This is a genomic window from Klebsiella sp. JN_Kp126 (genome assembly GCF_033843325.1).
Lineage (GTDB): Bacteria > Pseudomonadota > Gammaproteobacteria > Enterobacterales > Enterobacteriaceae > Klebsiella > Klebsiella michiganensis.
Genome location: NZ_JAWXQV010000088.1, coordinates 63,860 through 79,669, shown reverse-complemented (window position 1 = coordinate 79,669; position 15,810 = coordinate 63,860). Strand labels below are relative to the sequence as shown.

Here is a 15,810-nt window from a genome sequence, read left to right as displayed (position 1 = left end):
CCATCTTCCCTACCAATTTTTGTGTTCTGATATTAACCGCCGTTTTTTGTTCCCGCCGGGAGTTCGCCACGCTTCATTCATCGGAATCATTAAAATCACGCGATAACCGGCTGTAAGATGCTGACTAACTCCGCCAGACTCCCCGCCTGCATCTTTTCCATCACCCTCGCCCGATGGACCTCCACCGTGCGTACGGCAATGTTCATTATCTCCGCAATCTCCCGATTCATCAGCCCTTTCACCACCAGCAGCGCAAGCTCCCGCTCTTTGGGCGTTAGCTGCTGATAGCAGTCCACGTTCTTTTGCCGCGCAAACCGCTCGCCTGAGGCCGCCAGGCCGTGTTCCAGCGCCGTTTGTAGCGGCTTCACCGACACCGGCTTTTGCAGAAAATCCACCGCGCCGCGTTTCATCTGTTCTACCGCCATAGGTACGTCGCCATGTCCGGTCAGAAAAACCACCGCCAGGGTGCTGCCGCGCTGACGCAGCGCCTCATGTACTGCCTGACCGTCCAGCGCCGGCATCCGCATATCCAGCAGGACAACGCCGGTCCGGAAGAGATCGGCCTGCGCGAGGAAGACGTTCCCCTCTGCCCAGCACATTACCTCGTAACCCAGGCTTTCCAGTAAAAAAGCACATGCCTGGGTCACCGCCAGGTCGTCATCCAGTAGATGAATTATCGCCATTGCCGCTCCGCGCTCCTTGTTGCATGAATGTCAGTTCCACGGTGACACCGGGCCGTCCATCGGGCGCCGTTTGATTTGCCAGGCTTATTTCCCCCCGGACATAGCGGACCAGCCGCTGACAGATAACCAGCCCAAGCCCCATCCCCTCTTGTCGACTGGTCACAAACGGCTGGAATGCCTGAGCAAGCTGCGCCCCGGCGATACCACCGCCGTTATCCTGCAGGACGATCTTCACGCCTCCGGCATCGCGAACGGCATCAATCCACAGCATCTTCGCCCCGGCCTGCGCCGCATTGAGGATCAGATTCGCCAGCACCTGTTCAAGCAGAACCGGCGGTAAGACGAGCGTTAACGGGCGATCGACATCGCTGTTGAGCAATAGCCCGGGAAACTGCTGCGGCATTCGCAGCCACTGCCAGACATGGTCAATAGCCTGACGAACGCTGATATGTTCCCAGGTCTCCGCTCGTCCTGGCTCCCCGTGCGCCTGGCTGACCCAATGGCGCAGATTGCGCAGCGTTTCCGCCCCGCGCTGAGCCTGTTGATCGATGTGGCCCAGCGCGGGCAGTAAGGGATGCTGCGGATCCTGTTTCTGCAAACGGATCGTACAACCCTGCGCATAGTGGCGGATGGCCGATAGCGGCTGATTTAACTCGTGGGCAAAGCCTGAGGTCATCTCACCCAATACGCTCATCTGTCTTGCCGTTTGCAGCGCCAGCTCCTGCTCGCGCAGCCGGATAGCGTTGCGTTCAAGCTGCCTGCCGCGCCGCCGCACCAGCAGCATCACCCAGATATAATTCAGCGTCAGCAACAGCAGCGCCAGCCCGATGCCGCCCATGATTAACCGGTGCTGGATAAGCCAGCTTTTCATCTCCAGCCACAGCCGTCGCTGCTGAGGGTGCTGTTGAACTTCGCTCAGCAACGCTTCCACCTGACGGGTCGAAGCGGGCGCGCCCCAGTGAAAGACGGCGTTATCCGGGGCATTGAGCAAGACGCGGGTCACGCGATCCGCCAGCGCGTCGCTCACCGCCGGCAGCGCGGCAAACGACCAGTCGGGATACAGCGGGGTACTGGTTAGACAAGGTATCGCCGCCGGCCGCTCGATGACCGCGGTAAAATCGGCTTTATTTACCAGTCCCTCATCAGCCATTTTTTCCAGCAGGCACACCGGAACAATCGCCGCCTGCACTGCCCGTTCACGCAGCAGATAGATCAGCGCATCCGCGGGGAATCCGCTAAAACGCAGATGCAGATCGCGTTCCGGCCGCAGCCCGGCATCGCTCAGCGCCTTGTATCCCAATAAATAGCCGCCGAAGGCCTGAGGATCGATGGCCCCTACCGTTTTGCCGATCAGGTCGGCCGGCGACGAAATACCGCTGTCGCGACGAGTCAAAATGACGCTGCCGATAACGTTGCTTGTCCCGAGTGAAGAGCGCAAAGAGGCCAGCCAGCGCAGCGAAGAATGACTATTCAGCTGGACAAACTGCGCCGGATTGGTCACCACAAACTGCACCGAGCCGTTATTGACCGCCTCCTGCATCTGCTGCAGATCGAGCGGCTGAATATGAAACTGCTGATCCGTTAGCTGCTGATTGAGCATCACCTCCAGCGGCTGCCAGTGGCTGCGGGTTAAGACCTCGCCGCGCATGGCCAGAACGCCGATATTCCACGACGCCGCCCACCCGCTGCTGTTCAGCAGGAGCGCCGTCACCAGCAGCGCCAGACGCTGCACCTTTTTCGCTCTCACCCGATTATCCCTGTTCATTATGTTGTTTTAGATCAACAACCCGCCGGGTATGTGGTTAACCACAATAGAGCTGACCCCGCCGCGATTTTTACACTGTAAATCATCAACATTGTTTATTCATCACATGCAAAACAATGACGTGACAAATGTTTCGTTATTGCTGCGCGAGGGAAAAATATGGACAGCAGTAAACGACAGTTTCTGGCGCAGCTGGGCGTTCTCACCGCCGGCGCGTCTCTGGTGCCGCTGGCGGAGGCGAAATTTCCCTTTTCGCCGGCCCGCCGCGAAGGCGCCTCCCGCCACCGCTATGCCATGCTGGTTGACCTGCGACGCTGCATCGGCTGCCAGGCCTGCACCGTCAGTTGCGCAATCGAAAATCAGACGCCGCAGGGGGCGTTTCGTACTCACGTCAATCAGTATCAGGTGCAGTTGGGCGATCGGGTCACCAACGTCCTGCTACCGCGGCTGTGCAACCATTGTGATAACCCGCCCTGCGTGCCGGTCTGCCCGGTGCAGGCCACCTTTCAGCGCCAGGATGGCATTGTGGTGGTGGATAACACCCGCTGCGTCGGCTGCGCCTACTGCGTCCAGGCCTGCCCCTATGACGCGCGTTTTATCAACCATGAGACACAGACCGCCGATAAGTGCACCTTCTGCGTTCATCGCCTGGAAGCCGGGCTGCTCCCCGCCTGCGTCGAGTCCTGCGTCGGCGGCGCGCGGATCGTCGGCGATATCCAGGACCGTCAAAGCCGTATCTCGCAGACGCTCGCCCTGCACCATGACGCCATCAAGGTGCTGAAGCCGGAAAACGGTACCGTCCCCCACGTTTTCTATCTCGGACTGGACGAGGCGTTTGTTACCCCGCTGATGGGACATGCACAACCCGCGCTCTGGCAGGAGGTTTGAATGAGCCAAACCATGATCATTGAGGAGGTGCTGGCCCGTCCGCAGGAGGTGAGCTGGCTACCGTGGGCGGTGCAGTATTTCTTTTTCATCGGCATTGCCGCCTGCGCGGCGCTGTTTGGCTGCCTGCTTCACTGGCGCAAAAGACACGATGCGAAGCTGGAACGGCTGACGCTGCTGATTGCTCTGACCTGCGCGATTACCGCGCCGCTGGCGCTGACGGCGGACCTGCATCAAACCGCCCGCTTCTGGAACTTTTACGCCTATCCCACGCCCTGGTCGTGGATGCCCTGGGGGGCGCTGTTTCTGCCGCTATTCACCCTCTTTCTGGGCCTGTGGTTTGCGGTACGGCAGTTAGGTCTGCTGCGCAATAAAAGTGACAGTGTCACAAAATGGCTGGCGCTGGCCAGCGCGCTTACCGCGACGGGGCTGCTGCTTTACACCGGACGCGAAGTCTCCGTGGTTCAGGCCCGCCCGGTCTGGTTCAGCTACGCCTTTGTGCTGGCGATGTTCTTTAGCGCGCTGCAAACCTTTTTCGCCCTGCTGATTGTCGCGGTACGCAATGATTTTCAATGCCAAAGGCAGTTGGCGATATGGCAGCTCTCGGCGCTTATGCTGCTGGCCGTCATCGTGGCGATCTGGGTCAGCGGTGATACCCTTTCCGGCTCGGCTATTCGTCAGTGGCTGGTCATTTCGCCTTCAGCTCGTCATTACGCGATCGGCTGGCTGGCATGCTGGCTTATTTCATTGATCTTTTGCGCGCTTGCCCTGCGTTATCCGCTGACGCTGCCCGTTCGCGCCCTGCTGGCCGTCAGCGCCATGGCGCTGAGCTGGCTGATGCGCTGGACGCTGCTGATTCAGGGGCAAACCATCCCCAAATTTAATGCCCAGTTTAATCCCTATACCCTGCCGGTCGGTACCGACGGCTGGCTCGCTATCCTTGGCACCTTCGGCCTGTGGATTGCGCTGCTCATTATTGTCCGTGAAACCGTGAACGGACTCGCAAGGAGAAGGCAACATGGCTAATTTAACCCGTCGTCAGTGGCTCAAAGTCGGCCTCGCCGCAGGCGGTCTGGCGTCTTTCGCCCTGAGCTATCGCGAGGTGGCAAAGCGCGCCCTTGACGGCCTGCTCAGCGGTACCTCCGGTAAAGTGACCCGCGATCGTATTTTCGCTAATGCGCTGATCCCGGAAGCCAATGCAAATACCGGCTGGCAACAAAATCCCCGGCAGGTTATCTCGATGACCCAATGTTTTGGCTGCTGGACGCAGTGCGGCGTTCGGGTGCGGGTGGATAGCGAGAAAGGCCAGGTACTGCGCATTGCCGGCAACCCTTACCACCCGCTTTCTCATGAGCATCACCTCGACTCTTCCGTTCCTTTTTCAACCGCTATGGCGCAGCTGGCGGGTGAAAGCGGGCTCGATGCCCGCTCTACCGCCTGCGCGCGCGGCGCCACGCTGCTCGAGGGACTCTATAGCCCGCTGCGGCTCCTTGAGCCAATGAAGCGCGCGGGTAAACGCGGCGAAGGGAAATGGCAGCGCATCAGTTTTGAACAACTGGTGAAAGAGGTGGTGGAAGGCGGCGATCTGTTTGGCGAGGGGCACGTTGATGGTCTGCGCGCGATTCACGATCCGATCGCCCCCGTTGACCCGCGGTATCCGGGATTCGGCCCAAAAACCAACCAGCTACTGGTCACCAACACCAGCGACGACGGGCGCGATACCTTTTTACGCCGTTTTGCGCTGAACAGCTTCGGCAGTAAAAACTTCGGCGCACATGGCTCCTACTGCGGGCTGGCCTATCGCGCGGGCTCTGGCGCCTTAATGGGCGATCTGGATAAAAACCCGCACGTGAAGCCCGACTGGGATAACGTTGAGTTCGCCCTGTTTATGGGAACGTCGCCCGCCCAGTCAGGCAACCCCTTTAAACGCCAGGCCAGGCAGCTCGCCAGCGCCCGCCTGCGCAATGACTTTCAGTATGTGGTGGTCGCGCCGGCGCTGCCGCTCACCACGGTGATGGCAGACGATCGCGGGCACTGGCTGCCGGTGATCCCCGGGAGCGATTCGGCGCTGGCAATGGCGATGATTCGCTGGATTATCGAAAACCGGCGCTACAACGCCGATTACCTGGCGCTACCGGGCGCGCAGGCGATGCGGCAGGCCGCTGAAAAGAGCTGGACCAATGCGACACACCTGGTCATCACCGATGACCAGCCGGAGCTGGCCGGACAGCATTTAACCCTTGCTCACCTGAATGCGGAGGGAGCCAGCGAACCGGTGGTGGTTAACGAAAGCGGTGACGTTGTCGCCGCCAGCGGCTGCCCGCGCGGCGCGCTCTTTGTAACGCGCCAGCTAACCCTGCCGGACGGGCGCAGCGTGACGGTCAAAAGCGGCTTCCAGCTGCTGAAAGAGTCCGCTGAAAAGCTCACCCTGACACAGTACAGCCAGCAGTGCGGCGTCGCGGAAGATAAGATCGCGGCGCTGGCGGATGCCTTTACCCGTCATGGTCGTAAAGCCGCGGTCATTACCCACGGCGGCATGATGGCCGGCAACGGATTTTACAGCGCCTGGGCGGTCATGATGCTTAATACGCTAATCGGTAATCTCAGCCTGGAAGGCGGCGTGTTTGTCGGCGGCGGCAAATTCAACGGCGCGACAGACGGCCCGCGTTACAACCTGGAGAGCTTTGCCGGTAAAGTGAAGCCGAAAGGGCTCAGCATCGCGCGCAGCAAAACCGCGTATGAATCCTCCGAAGAGTATCGCAGCAAGGCGGCGGCGGGCGTCTCCCCCTACCCGGCCAGAGCCCCGTGGTATCCGTTCGTCGCCGGACAGCTGACCGAGCTGCTGACCTCGGCGCTCGAAGGCTACCCCTATCCGCTGAAAGCGTGGATTTCCAATATGACCAACCCGCTGTACGGCGTGCCCGGGCTACGCGCGGTTGCGGAAGAAAAGCTAAAGGATCCGCAGCGGCTGCCGCTGTTTATCGCCATTGACGCCTTTATGAATGAAACTACCGCCCTGGCCGACTATATCGTTCCGGATACGCATAATTTCGAAAGCTGGGGATTCAGCGCGCCGTGGGCCGGCGTCGCCAGTAAGGCCACCACCGCCCGCTGGCCGGTCGTCCCTGCCGCCACCGCAAAAACCGCTGACGGTGAGCCAGCGTCAATGGAGGCATTTTGCATTGCGGTGGCGAAGCGTCTTAATCTGCCCGGATTTGGCGAAAACGCCATTACCGATGCTCAGGGTAACCGCTATCCACTCCACCGGGCTGAGGACTATTACCTGCGCATGGCCGCGAACATTGCATTTATGGGTAACGCGCCGGTTGCCGAAGCCATTAGCGAGGATCTGACGCTGACCGGCGTGCAGCGTATTCTGCCGGTTATTAGCCAGACCCTGAAAGCGGACGAAGTGAGCCGGGTAGCCTTTGTCTACTCCCGCGGCGGGCGCTTCGCGCCGGACACAAGCGGTCGCGCGGAGAATCGCGTCGGTCAATTGTGGGAAAAACCGCTGCAAATATGGAACGCGGAGGTTGCCGCCCACCGCCACGCCATCACCGGCGAGCGCTACAGCGGCTGCCCGGCATGGTATCCGGCCAGATTGTCCGACGGACGCGCTGTCGAAGCGCTTTTCCCGCGACAGCAGTGGCCGCTGAAGCTGATCTCGTTTAAATCCAATACCATGGCCAGCGCCTCGACGGTGATCCCGCGCCTGCATCACCTTAAGCCGAGCAATCTGGTGGCGCTGAATCCGCTGGACGGCCAGCGCTACGGCCTGGCGCACGGAGACCGCGTACGAATTTCCACCCCCGGCGGCCAGGCTGAAGTCGTCATTAGCCTGTTAAGTGGCGTGATGCCCGGCGTCATCGCGATTGAACACGGCTACGGGCATCGCGAAATGGGCGCGGCGCGGCACACCCTCGACGGTGAGCCCATGCCGTTCGCGGCGCAGATTAAAGCCGGCATTAACCTTAACGATTTGGGATTTGCCGACCCAACCCGCGAGGTCAGCAATACCTGGCTGGACTGGGTCTCCGGCGCGGCGGTGCGTCAGGGGCTGCCGGCAAGGATTGAGAGGGTGTAGACCGCTTCGGTACGTACAGGGTTGTGCTCCTTAGCGTACCGGTATCGAGGCGGCCATGATTAGTTATAAACCACCATCATCACGCCGGTTCCGTTGAAGGCGCCGGTCGAGGTTGGCGTCCCAGCCAGCGTTCCTCTTAACCGTAGCGAGGACTGAGAGCCGGAGTAGGTGGTATTACCCGGCGCTGAGTTAGCTGCCCCAAGTCCCAGATTGGCACGCATGCCGTTGCTGAGCGGGATATAGGTATTGCCTGTTTGTAGCTTTAACACATAGCTCACCGAGGAAGACGTGCAGGAAACGCCCACCGTACTATCAGCCGTTTTGCCCGCCGCCTGGTCAAGCATTAGCGTACCGAAACTTAGCGTTACCTGAGGCACAGACATGGCGCACCACTCGTTTAGCGGTGGCGCCGTCATGCAGTTTATACCGCTGCCGGCACCCGGCGGATAAACAAGATCGGAAAAATTAAAGTTACCATTAACTTCACGAAGCGTGTATCCAAAGCAGACGGTGGAAGAGCCTCCTACGACACTGTAATTTCGGATGGAAATTTGATTTCTGACGCTATCGACGCTCGCGTTAAGCACCTCTCGCCAGGTTCCCTTATACGGGACGCCGGGCTGAGGATAACTCGTGGCAACATCGGTTGTCCCCCAAAAGTCGCCATTCGCAGTCAGCGCATTTGCAACCAAAAGCCCGCCATTACTGCCTAAGTTCGCTGGTGTATCCAGGCTGACGCTACCTGAACTCACGGTAATATCACCTGTGGTGATAATCCACTCAGTACCCGTACCGAAAGGGACCAACCTTACTGCGGTGACCGTTTTCCACCGATAGTTTTCACCGTACACGGGTACAGAAACCGGCACGATCATGGCTGCCGCTAAGGCTGCCTGAAATAGCTTTTTCTTCACCTGCACTCTCCTGTGCATAAAATAGCGTTACTGGTATTCGGCCCGCAGGGTTGCGGTGGCGCTAAATAATCCTTCCACCAACTCCACCCCGTTGCGCTGAACAAGGAGTGCTTCAATACTCGGCAGCGTCACGCTATTGATGTTGATGGCCTCGTCCAGCTTAAACGGCTGGCCGTTCTGGTAGATTTTCACGCCAAGATTGGCCTGCTCAGGGGTCACCACGGTGGCATTGTCGGCATCAAACCCGGCCGCGTTACCGCGTACGCTAAGCCGCAGCTGCCATGCAAGGGTGCTGTCTTCACATTTCAGGGTTAGTGGAACGGTTTCACGGTATTTTCCCTCTACGATTTTTTTTATTCGGACATCACCGAAATCCACATACACAGGGCCGCCTTCGCTTATTGAGCAAGCCGGTGGCGTCACCAGAGTGCCGATAAACTCGAGGTTTTCCGGGTCTGCCGCCTGAAGAGATGACGTCATCATCAGGCCGACCAACAGCAAGGGGGCATATCCGCTCAATTTCATCATGTTGTTTCCCTGCGCCATTTACTGATACTCCACGACAAGCGAAGCCATGACCCTGAACGGCCCACCGCTCAGAGTCACTCCGCTTTGTTTGATGGGGGCGGCGTAAAGCTTGGGGATATTGGGGTCGGTGAAATTTAGCCAGGTGCCAACGTTAAGGCGGGTATCACCATTGTACAGGGCGATGCCCAGCCCGCTTTGACCTCCCGCCAGCGCCGTGCTGTCAAAGCTTGCCGCTGTCCCCGTTATGCGCACTTTCTGTTTTGACGATACCGCCATGGAGCAATCTAAATCGAAATCAATCAGCTTCCGGTATTGCGTCCCGTCGATACGGGTGGTCATCACCTCGTTGCCAAAGTTGACGGTGATAACGTTATTGTTATGTACCACGCACGGAGGCGCTTCTATTAAGGTGCCGCTAAAGTTAACCGTTGCGTCGGCCAGCGCGCTGGTGCCAAAGCACAACGTAAGGGGAAGCACCAGGCCACGCAGATTTATGGGGGTCACTATGTCTCTCTCCTCTCGCGTCACTGGTAGTCAATGACCATGGTGCCTGTGCCGAAAAACGGACCTGCGGTAAGCGTGGCGTTATTCTGAGCCACGGGTACGGCCCACAGCCTGGGTTTATTGGCTGTGCCATTGAAGTTGACATAATTGCCGGGAGTCATGAGCGTGGTGCCGGCACTTCCGCTGTACAGGCGTATGCCCAGGCCCCCTTTACTGGTCAACAAAAGACCGCTGCCAAAACTCGCCAGAGACCCTCGAATCGTCAGTTTGAGGGCATTACTGTTCAGGCCAGTACAGGTAAGGCCATATTGAATCTCTTTCTTATAATTCACTCCGTCTACCAGACGAGTAATCAGATCATCACCAAACTTCACGTCTACGGTGTTGTTACTGTCAATAACGCACTGCGGCCCATCGATCAGGGTGCCGTTGACGGTGATAGTGGTGGTATCTCCTTCAGCGGCCTTTGCCTGTCCGCCGGGAAAAAGCAGTAAGGCTCCAGCCATCATCAGATACGCTCGGGATGTTATTGAGTGTTGGCGCGTCATATCAGCCTTCCTTTGGTAGTGCCACTTTTCCCGCCCGGCACAGCGTCCCGGTGCAGGTAAACGGTAATAATCGCGCGCTGCCATAATCATTAATAAACATCAGCGTCGGATTATTTCCCAACCGCAAGGTGGGTAGCGTCAGCGCCGCTTTATCTTTTGGAGAAACCATCACGGGCTCGAAATCGTCCAGCGCTTTTCCGTTCAGGCTGTCACGCGCTTCAACAAATGAAAAATGGTACGGTGTCGGATTATTAACCTCATAGCGGTCCCCCTTACGAGCGAGGGTCAGCGTTTCTACGCCAGGCACCGCATCAAGCAGGGGATCCACCTTAATCCCCTTTGGTCGCCAGAACACTTTCATTCGCGTCTGCATAGCCAGCATCAGAACGTTAGGCTTGTCGGATTTTGGCGGGATCTCGCGTAAGTTAAGCCAGAATACGCTTTCTCTGTCGTTGGGCAGTGAAGAGGCATCCGCAACCTGCTGTACCCTGATCATCGTTCTACCGTCGGGCTCAATACGCTGTACGGGCGGTAAAATCATCAGAGGGCCGTTTATTTTTTCTTCTTTCTCGTTTTCCATCCACCCCTGGGCGAGATAGGGATCCTGCGTATTATTATTTTTCACGCTCAATCCGACAGATTTCTCCCCTTCATTGAAAATAACCCGGGAGCGTTCCACAGATAATGCAGCCTGAGCTGAATGCTGGCTTCCGGTAAACAGTAGAATACCCAGAAAAGACGTTAATTTAAGTTTCATACTTTCACCTGTCGTATCACTTACAGGACCAGAGTTATTTCATCTAGCAGATAATTTACATTTTATGTCTATCTGTACATATGCGTTTTTAAGGGGGAGACCCATTTTCAGAAATGGCATGATGAACATTCCTAAATTTGCACCCCACCCATTATTAATATTCATTTTCGCCCCTGCTTATTAGCCGAGACAGTTGTCCTGGACAAGAATTAACTTGCCAGCTTCCAGCGGAGAGTATGACTTCTCCCTTTTCCGGTTTTGATACTGATCACTTTACCGTTTGATTCCATCTGGCATAATAAATAACGCATGCTGTAGATACTGATATCCATCTCATTGGCTATTTCTCGCGTTGTCAGCCATACCTCATCATCCAGTTCGCTTTTTCGTAACCGTTTTTTGGTCAAGCGTTTTATACTTTGTAAAGCTCGCTCTTTATCATCGAGCTGTCTCTCCATATCACCGGACAACGTGGTTTTCCATATTAGCTGATCTTCATCCGCATCACGTTCGTGATTATTAACAACCTCAGCATATTTATCAGAAACCGATTTGGTACCCAGCCACGAAACGAAATCACTGTATCTGGTGATATTGACTTTCCGCATAATCGAGCGTCGATAGCCACTGAGCGCCTTAATACTACAGCCCATTTTGCGAGAAATTTCATCGTGGCCTAAGCCCTGGCTCAAATAGCCTAGCATTAGCTGTTCACGCCATGTCAACTGGTAGGGACCAGGACATTTATTACAATTTGGTTTACGTAAGTCAGGAGGCCCGCACATGAGATCGGCGAAAAACAGCATGAACAGTTTGCGCCGGATGGTCGCCACTGAGTTCCTCATCGCGAGAACTGAACTAACAACCGGGCAATGAAAGTTTTTATCATAGTGTTCACTACGTGGATAAACGCTTAACCACTTTTTCTTGAGGAGCTTAAATTTATAGTCATTGTGGGCGCGAAATCGTTGACAATCGACCCAGTCAAAGGCTTTTTCCCCAGGAGATTGCACTTGCACAATGAGATCGGCTTCCTGCAATTTTTTGACTAAGGATACGGTAATATTGCCGCTAAACTCATCCTCAAATAACTCCTCAAGGAGAAAGACCACCCCCTGAGAAAAATAATTATTCTCAGTTGCCACATAAACCGGCAAATAGGTACCTCTGGTGTCATCCATCATATTTTCTCCTCTTTCCCGAACAATTAATATCTCTACATAAATAAACACTAAAATAATTATACAATTGATGCCCCACTCACTCTCTCGGCCATGCGAGCTATATTTTAAAAGTAACGTAAATTTTTACTGAAATTATTTACATTGCATGCAATTCAATTACCCGGATGCGCCAATGTTCAATATAATTCCCGTATTTTCGAGGATCGCCATACTCATCAACCTTAACGGCTAACTCTGCTTCACCATGAAGACGAATATCCTTCACCACAATCTGAAGCCATTCAGGAAGATCGGACAACTTTTCCTGTAATACCAGACCCGTCAGATCGGTGTCCGCAATCACGGTACCATCTGACAGACGGCGATTGACCGAAATGGTTAGCGCCGCTTCAGAGTGCTCATCCTCGAACAGCGGCTCACCCGCATGGATGACTTTATACCAGGCCTGCTCACCCGCAGTTTGTATGCCCTCCTCCTGGCGAAATTTCTCCAGCCATGCGTTATCCCGCGCTTCCTTTTGCTGCTTGATCTTGTGCATCGCAACCTCGACTCGCTGATTGGCGCGGTTAAGATGGCGCTCAAATTCCTCCTGAGATAACCGGCGTTCGCCGCGTATCGTTTCGCTAATGCCGGCCAGAAAGGCCGCCTTATCAACATGAACATCTTGTTCATTCCGCTGTTCGAGTACGCCCAAAATGTCAAACCCCATCGCCATCCCGGCGGCAAAATCGGCCAGTTCATCGTCGGTTGCCGGCAGTGCGGGATGCTGTGCTTGCTTAAGGCTCGATTGCAATTTTCTGGTTACTACTTGCCACTGCGCATTTTTCTCTTCCAGCTGATTGGCACGCACGGTGAGCGCCTGGAGCTCCTGTTGTTGCTTGCCATTGTTCTCCATTGCCGCGGCGAGCTGTTCAGAAGCCGCCTGGAGGGCAACGAACTGCTGCTGTACTTCCCGGTGTCGCAAAGCGAGTTGAGCCTTCAATCTCTCTACCTCATTGCGCGATAGCTGGAAATTTTCGCGTAAATCAATCTCTGCGGGACTCAGTGACGCATGTTGCCTTAATGCCTTAAACCAGCGCCCTAAAATCTGGGGATCGGGTAAAGAGGGATTCTTACTGGCCCCAGCCACTAACTTGTCCCGGTCTTCCGCTACCGTTGGCGCCTGCTTATCCGTCGGTTTAGAAGGCGTAATCGCAGGTGATGTCATTCGCTTATCGGCGGCAACAGCCGGTGGTACTCTTTTTTTTCTTGTTGCCGCCGGAGGCGGAGCTTTAGATTTCTCACCGGGCAGCGATCGCTGTACAGCAGATTTTTGAAGCGGCGCAGAAGATTTGTCTTCCTCCGCTTGTGGCTGAGACGGGGATGTAATGGCTTTATTTTCGTCATTGCGTGACGTCCATTCACGAGCATAGTTCAACACATCCGCCCGTGAAGATGAAATCAAAACGATACCCATCATCAGGACCAAAACGTTCCCTGCTCTACGATCCATTAAATATTCTCACCCGTTGGCTTCACGGCGAGGCTATTGAGCATTTCGGCGCGGACCTCCGAGCATAATTTTACCGCCTGAAACTTATACAAAGCATCAATGGCATTACGCGTTTCAGGATTAACTGAACTTCTTACATTGGTGTAGCCTGAAGCGCCGCTCATCACTCGCTCAAAACGTGATTTAAGATCGACATGTTGAATATGATTAATTGATTCCAGCGCCCGGAGTTCTTTTTCGCACTGAACCATATCCACATCCCCCTCGGAGGTCGTTGGAGGCTCCACGGACTCCATTGCTGGGGTAACCTGTGACGGAATTTTTTTTGCTACGCAACCCGTTAACAATGTACCTGCGATGATCGCTGCTATACATCCTGATTTAAACATTATTTAATGCACTCCAGTATATGACTTATTAATGCCTTCTTTCCTGAAAATAAAGCAACAGGAAGCAAGCAGATTCTTATAAAGAACATTCAAATGGTTATTTGATCCATGAATAAATAGCAGCCCAGAAAAGTTAACCAACTGACATTTTGCGTAAAGCAGTAATAACTCATCAGCCCGGGTTTTAATCATATTCCAGAAGAAAAGTGGTGACGCATTCAAAATCTCCTTCTCTGACCAGATGATGTACTGGTGCGGAAATAAAGGCCTGAAAATTTAAAAAAGTATCTCCCGCCTTCAATGCTGCCGGCCGCATAGGGACATTGGGTTTTACCGGCGTACCGTTCTCATCTTCCAGCGCAATGGCAATACCACTCGCCGTTCCGCTGACGGCGAATAGCCCTGGCTGAGCGCTATCCTCAGTTCCCATAAAGGTTACGGTCACCGTGTCGCCCAGCGACAGATCGCACTCCGTCAACCAGATTGAAAAACGCTCGCGTTCGCTGCGGGGATATTTCATAAATGTCTTAGAAGGCACGTTACGAAAATCGACAATCTGATCTTCCGAATCCACGTGTAATTCACAAGGGTCGGCAATCAGATTCCCGGAGAAATGAACGTCAGTATCGGCATGAGTAACCGACACCCCAGCCAGCGAAAGCATCAGAGGAAAGCTTGCCAGGCTGAGTACGCGCACGATATTTTTTTTCATTATTCGTACTCCAGGCCGATATTCACCACGCTGCGCCATTCATTAGCCATCAGCGGCGCGGGAAGACGCCATAGCTGTGCCTGCACCACCAAATCGTTGCGTCCCGGATAGAGAATCTGCGGTCGACTCTGGATCGCGGGTCGTAAGAGTTCTCCCTGTCGGTCGCTAAGGCGCAACGCGACCCCTTCTACGCCACCATGCACCCGGAAAAAGCGGTCATCCATCGGTTCGGCTTCCCCATAGATAGTCAGTCTTACCGCAGACTGTCCGTTTAACATCGTGGCGCCGCGCATCATTTGGCGATCGCGCATAAACGAGTATTCTCCCGGGCAACGATCTAATTTGATGTACACCAGTACTGATGGCGTAACGCTACCCGGCCGTTCCAGTCCCCAGGCAACGGTGCTGCCCAAATCGATCTCTTGTTCTGCCGACTCAGGCAGCAGCGCGCACGGTGACGCAACAAGCGTTCCGCTTGCGCGAATACCGCCATTCAGGCCATCGGTATCCCAGTTAGCGGCGCTCGCCGCGGAAACGACTCCAGCCATCAAAAGCCACAACATGAGGGTGGTATGACCAAATCCTTGTTTCATCAGGCTTCTCCTGTGTTCAGCTTCGGCGTCCATCAGCTTGCCGGGGTATCCGCAGCCTGGCAGATGTTACCGCTGCAGCTAAACCGCAGGGTTGGCTTACCGCCGAAGTCGTTAATCGTGGTGACATGCGGCACGGTATAGTGCGCGCTATTGACCATCGAGGTGGACTTCGGCGGTACCATCACCGTTTGAAATCCGCTGGCCACCGCCACTTTCGGCGCAGCGGTAATCCCGATCACCGTCATGTAATAGGGCGTCGGGTTTTCTACCCGATAACCGCCGTTCACTTTATGCAGCACCAGTTGGTTATCCCAGCGGCTATACTTCTCCGGCAGAATGGCTTTGGGGCGATAGAACAATTTTATTTTGGTGTGTAACGCCAGCTGCATCACGTTGGGTCGCTCGCTTTTTGGCGGCACCTCGCGCACGTTGAAATAAAAAATGCTCTCTCTGTCCTGAGGTAACATCGCGGCATCCGCCATGGCGTTGATACGCATCATGCTCTTCCCTTTCGCTTCAAGACGCTGCAGCGGCGGAACAACCACCAGAGGACCGCTGATTTTTTTCCCGTGTTCATCCTCAATCCATCCCTGCGCCAGGTACGGCATTGACGTACTGTCGTTAGTAATACTCAGGGAAATGCTCTTTTCCGAACCGGGGAAAATCGCCCGCGTTCTGTCCAGCGCAATCGCTGCCCCGGCTTCGTTAACCAGACCTGCCGCCAGGCTTGCCAGCACTATCGTCATCGCTATCTTTTTGCTTTTCATTACAT

At 55.2% G+C, this 15,810-nt stretch carries 16 protein-coding genes; 3 read left to right on the top strand and 13 right to left on the bottom strand.

Annotated elements, in window-relative coordinates:
- Nucleotides 1-95: 95 nt before the first annotated feature.
- Nucleotides 96-683, bottom strand: coding sequence for a tetrathionate respiration response regulator TtrR (gene ttrR / locus SIK97_RS23335; RefSeq protein WP_047723929.1), 588 nt, complete (start codon nucleotides 681-683; stop codon nucleotides 96-98).
- Nucleotides 658-2,430, bottom strand: a complete 1,773-nt coding sequence (gene ttrS, locus SIK97_RS23330) for a tetrathionate respiration histidine kinase TtrS (RefSeq protein ID WP_100248291.1) — start codon at nucleotides 2,428-2,430, stop codon at nucleotides 658-660. Before ttrS ends, ttrR begins: the two co-directional genes overlap by 26 nt.
- 177 nt (nucleotides 2,431-2,607) lie before the next feature.
- Between ttrS and ttrB the strand changes: the two genes are divergently transcribed.
- The 3 genes from ttrB to ttrA are packed head-to-tail and all read left to right on the top strand — an operon-like array spanning nucleotide 2,608 to nucleotide 7,417.
- Entirely contained in the window at nucleotides 2,608-3,336 is a 729-nt protein-coding gene (gene ttrB, locus SIK97_RS23325; RefSeq protein ID WP_032694970.1) for a tetrathionate reductase subunit TtrB, read from the top strand.
- Complete coding sequence (ttrC, locus tag SIK97_RS23320) at nucleotides 3,337-4,359, top strand: tetrathionate reductase subunit TtrC (protein ID WP_047723931.1); 1,023 nt, start codon at nucleotides 3,337-3,339, stop codon at nucleotides 4,357-4,359. It abuts the gene before it with no gap.
- Nucleotides 4,352-7,417 (top strand): tetrathionate reductase subunit TtrA, encoded by a 3,066-nt coding sequence (gene ttrA, locus SIK97_RS23315; RefSeq protein WP_057173829.1) that lies wholly within the window; start codon nucleotides 4,352-4,354, stop codon nucleotides 7,415-7,417. Before ttrC ends, ttrA begins: the two co-directional genes overlap by 8 nt.
- A gap of 59 nt (nucleotides 7,418-7,476) precedes the next feature.
- Here the strand turns inward: ttrA and SIK97_RS23310 are convergent, their stop codons facing one another.
- The 11 genes from SIK97_RS23310 to SIK97_RS23260 all read right to left on the bottom strand — a co-directional run bounded on the left by SIK97_RS23310 (nucleotide 7,477) and on the right by SIK97_RS23260 (nucleotide 15,805).
- Nucleotides 7,477-8,331: a hypothetical protein gene (locus SIK97_RS23310; RefSeq protein WP_047723933.1), complete on the bottom strand. Its 855-nt coding sequence runs from the start codon at nucleotides 8,329-8,331 to the stop codon at nucleotides 7,477-7,479.
- Between the two features lie 27 nt (nucleotides 8,332-8,358).
- Entirely contained in the window at nucleotides 8,359-8,859 is a 501-nt protein-coding gene (locus tag SIK97_RS23305) for a fimbrial protein (RefSeq protein ID WP_047725068.1), read from the bottom strand.
- An 18-nt stretch (nucleotides 8,860-8,877) separates the two neighbouring features.
- Nucleotides 8,878-9,363, bottom strand: coding sequence for a fimbrial protein (locus SIK97_RS23300; protein WP_025106313.1), 486 nt, complete (start codon nucleotides 9,361-9,363; stop codon nucleotides 8,878-8,880).
- 20 nt (nucleotides 9,364-9,383) lie between these two features.
- Nucleotides 9,384-9,911, bottom strand: a complete 528-nt coding sequence (locus SIK97_RS23295; protein WP_047723934.1) for a fimbrial protein — start codon at nucleotides 9,909-9,911, stop codon at nucleotides 9,384-9,386.
- Nucleotide 9,912: 1 nt separating this feature from the next.
- Nucleotides 9,913-10,668 (bottom strand): molecular chaperone, encoded by a 756-nt coding sequence (locus SIK97_RS23290; protein ID WP_046877952.1) that lies wholly within the window; start codon nucleotides 10,666-10,668, stop codon nucleotides 9,913-9,915.
- A gap of 209 nt (nucleotides 10,669-10,877) precedes the next feature.
- Nucleotides 10,878-11,852: a LuxR C-terminal-related transcriptional regulator gene (locus tag SIK97_RS23285; RefSeq protein WP_025106310.1), complete on the bottom strand. Its 975-nt coding sequence runs from the start codon at nucleotides 11,850-11,852 to the stop codon at nucleotides 10,878-10,880.
- Between the two features lie 136 nt (nucleotides 11,853-11,988).
- A complete protein-coding gene (locus SIK97_RS23280; protein WP_228304625.1) occupies nucleotides 11,989-13,311 on the bottom strand; it encodes an FKBP-type peptidyl-prolyl cis-trans isomerase N-terminal domain-containing protein in 1,323 nt (440 codons plus the stop codon).
- 32 nt (nucleotides 13,312-13,343) lie between these two features.
- Nucleotides 13,344-13,733, bottom strand: a complete 390-nt coding sequence (locus tag SIK97_RS23275; RefSeq protein ID WP_048252252.1) for a hypothetical protein — start codon at nucleotides 13,731-13,733, stop codon at nucleotides 13,344-13,346.
- A gap of 184 nt (nucleotides 13,734-13,917) precedes the next feature.
- On the bottom strand, nucleotides 13,918-14,445 hold the full coding sequence (locus SIK97_RS23270; protein ID WP_048252253.1) for a fimbrial protein: 528 nt from the start codon (nucleotides 14,443-14,445) through the stop codon (nucleotides 13,918-13,920).
- Complete coding sequence (locus SIK97_RS23265) at nucleotides 14,445-15,038, bottom strand: fimbrial protein (RefSeq protein ID WP_046877956.1); 594 nt, start codon at nucleotides 15,036-15,038, stop codon at nucleotides 14,445-14,447. The genes SIK97_RS23270 and SIK97_RS23265 overlap by 1 nt, the downstream gene beginning before the upstream one ends.
- Before the next feature lie 32 nt (nucleotides 15,039-15,070).
- On the bottom strand, nucleotides 15,071-15,805 hold the full coding sequence (locus SIK97_RS23260) for a molecular chaperone (protein WP_057173827.1): 735 nt from the start codon (nucleotides 15,803-15,805) through the stop codon (nucleotides 15,071-15,073).
- Nucleotides 15,806-15,810: the final 5 nt, after the last annotated feature.

Coding starts and splice junctions, on each gene's coding strand:
- ttrR (WP_047723929.1), bottom strand. CDS start 683: ATGGCGATAATTCATCTACTGGATGACGACCTGGCGGTGACCCAGGCA.
- ttrB (WP_032694970.1), top strand. CDS start 2,608: ATGGACAGCAGTAAACGACAGTTTCTGGCGCAGCTGGGCGTTCTCACC.
- ttrC (WP_047723931.1), top strand. CDS start 3,337: ATGAGCCAAACCATGATCATTGAGGAGGTGCTGGCCCGTCCGCAGGAG.
- ttrA (WP_057173829.1), top strand. CDS start 4,352: ATGGCTAATTTAACCCGTCGTCAGTGGCTCAAAGTCGGCCTCGCCGCA.
- SIK97_RS23305 (WP_047725068.1), bottom strand. CDS start 8,859: ATGATGAAATTGAGCGGATATGCCCCCTTGCTGTTGGTCGGCCTGATG.
- SIK97_RS23295 (WP_047723934.1), bottom strand. CDS start 9,911: ATGACGCGCCAACACTCAATAACATCCCGAGCGTATCTGATGATGGCT.
- SIK97_RS23290 (WP_046877952.1), bottom strand. CDS start 10,668: ATGAAACTTAAATTAACGTCTTTTCTGGGTATTCTACTGTTTACCGGA.
- SIK97_RS23285 (WP_025106310.1), bottom strand. CDS start 11,852: ATGATGGATGACACCAGAGGTACCTATTTGCCGGTTTATGTGGCAACT.
- SIK97_RS23280 (WP_228304625.1), bottom strand. CDS start 13,311: ATGATGGGTATCGTTTTGATTTCATCTTCACGGGCGGATGTGTTGAAC.
- SIK97_RS23275 (WP_048252252.1), bottom strand. CDS start 13,733: ATGTTTAAATCAGGATGTATAGCAGCGATCATCGCAGGTACATTGTTA.
- SIK97_RS23270 (WP_048252253.1), bottom strand. CDS start 14,445: ATGAAAAAAAATATCGTGCGCGTACTCAGCCTGGCAAGCTTTCCTCTG.
- SIK97_RS23265 (WP_046877956.1), bottom strand. CDS start 15,038: ATGAAACAAGGATTTGGTCATACCACCCTCATGTTGTGGCTTTTGATG.
- SIK97_RS23260 (WP_057173827.1), bottom strand. CDS start 15,805: ATGAAAAGCAAAAAGATAGCGATGACGATAGTGCTGGCAAGCCTGGCG.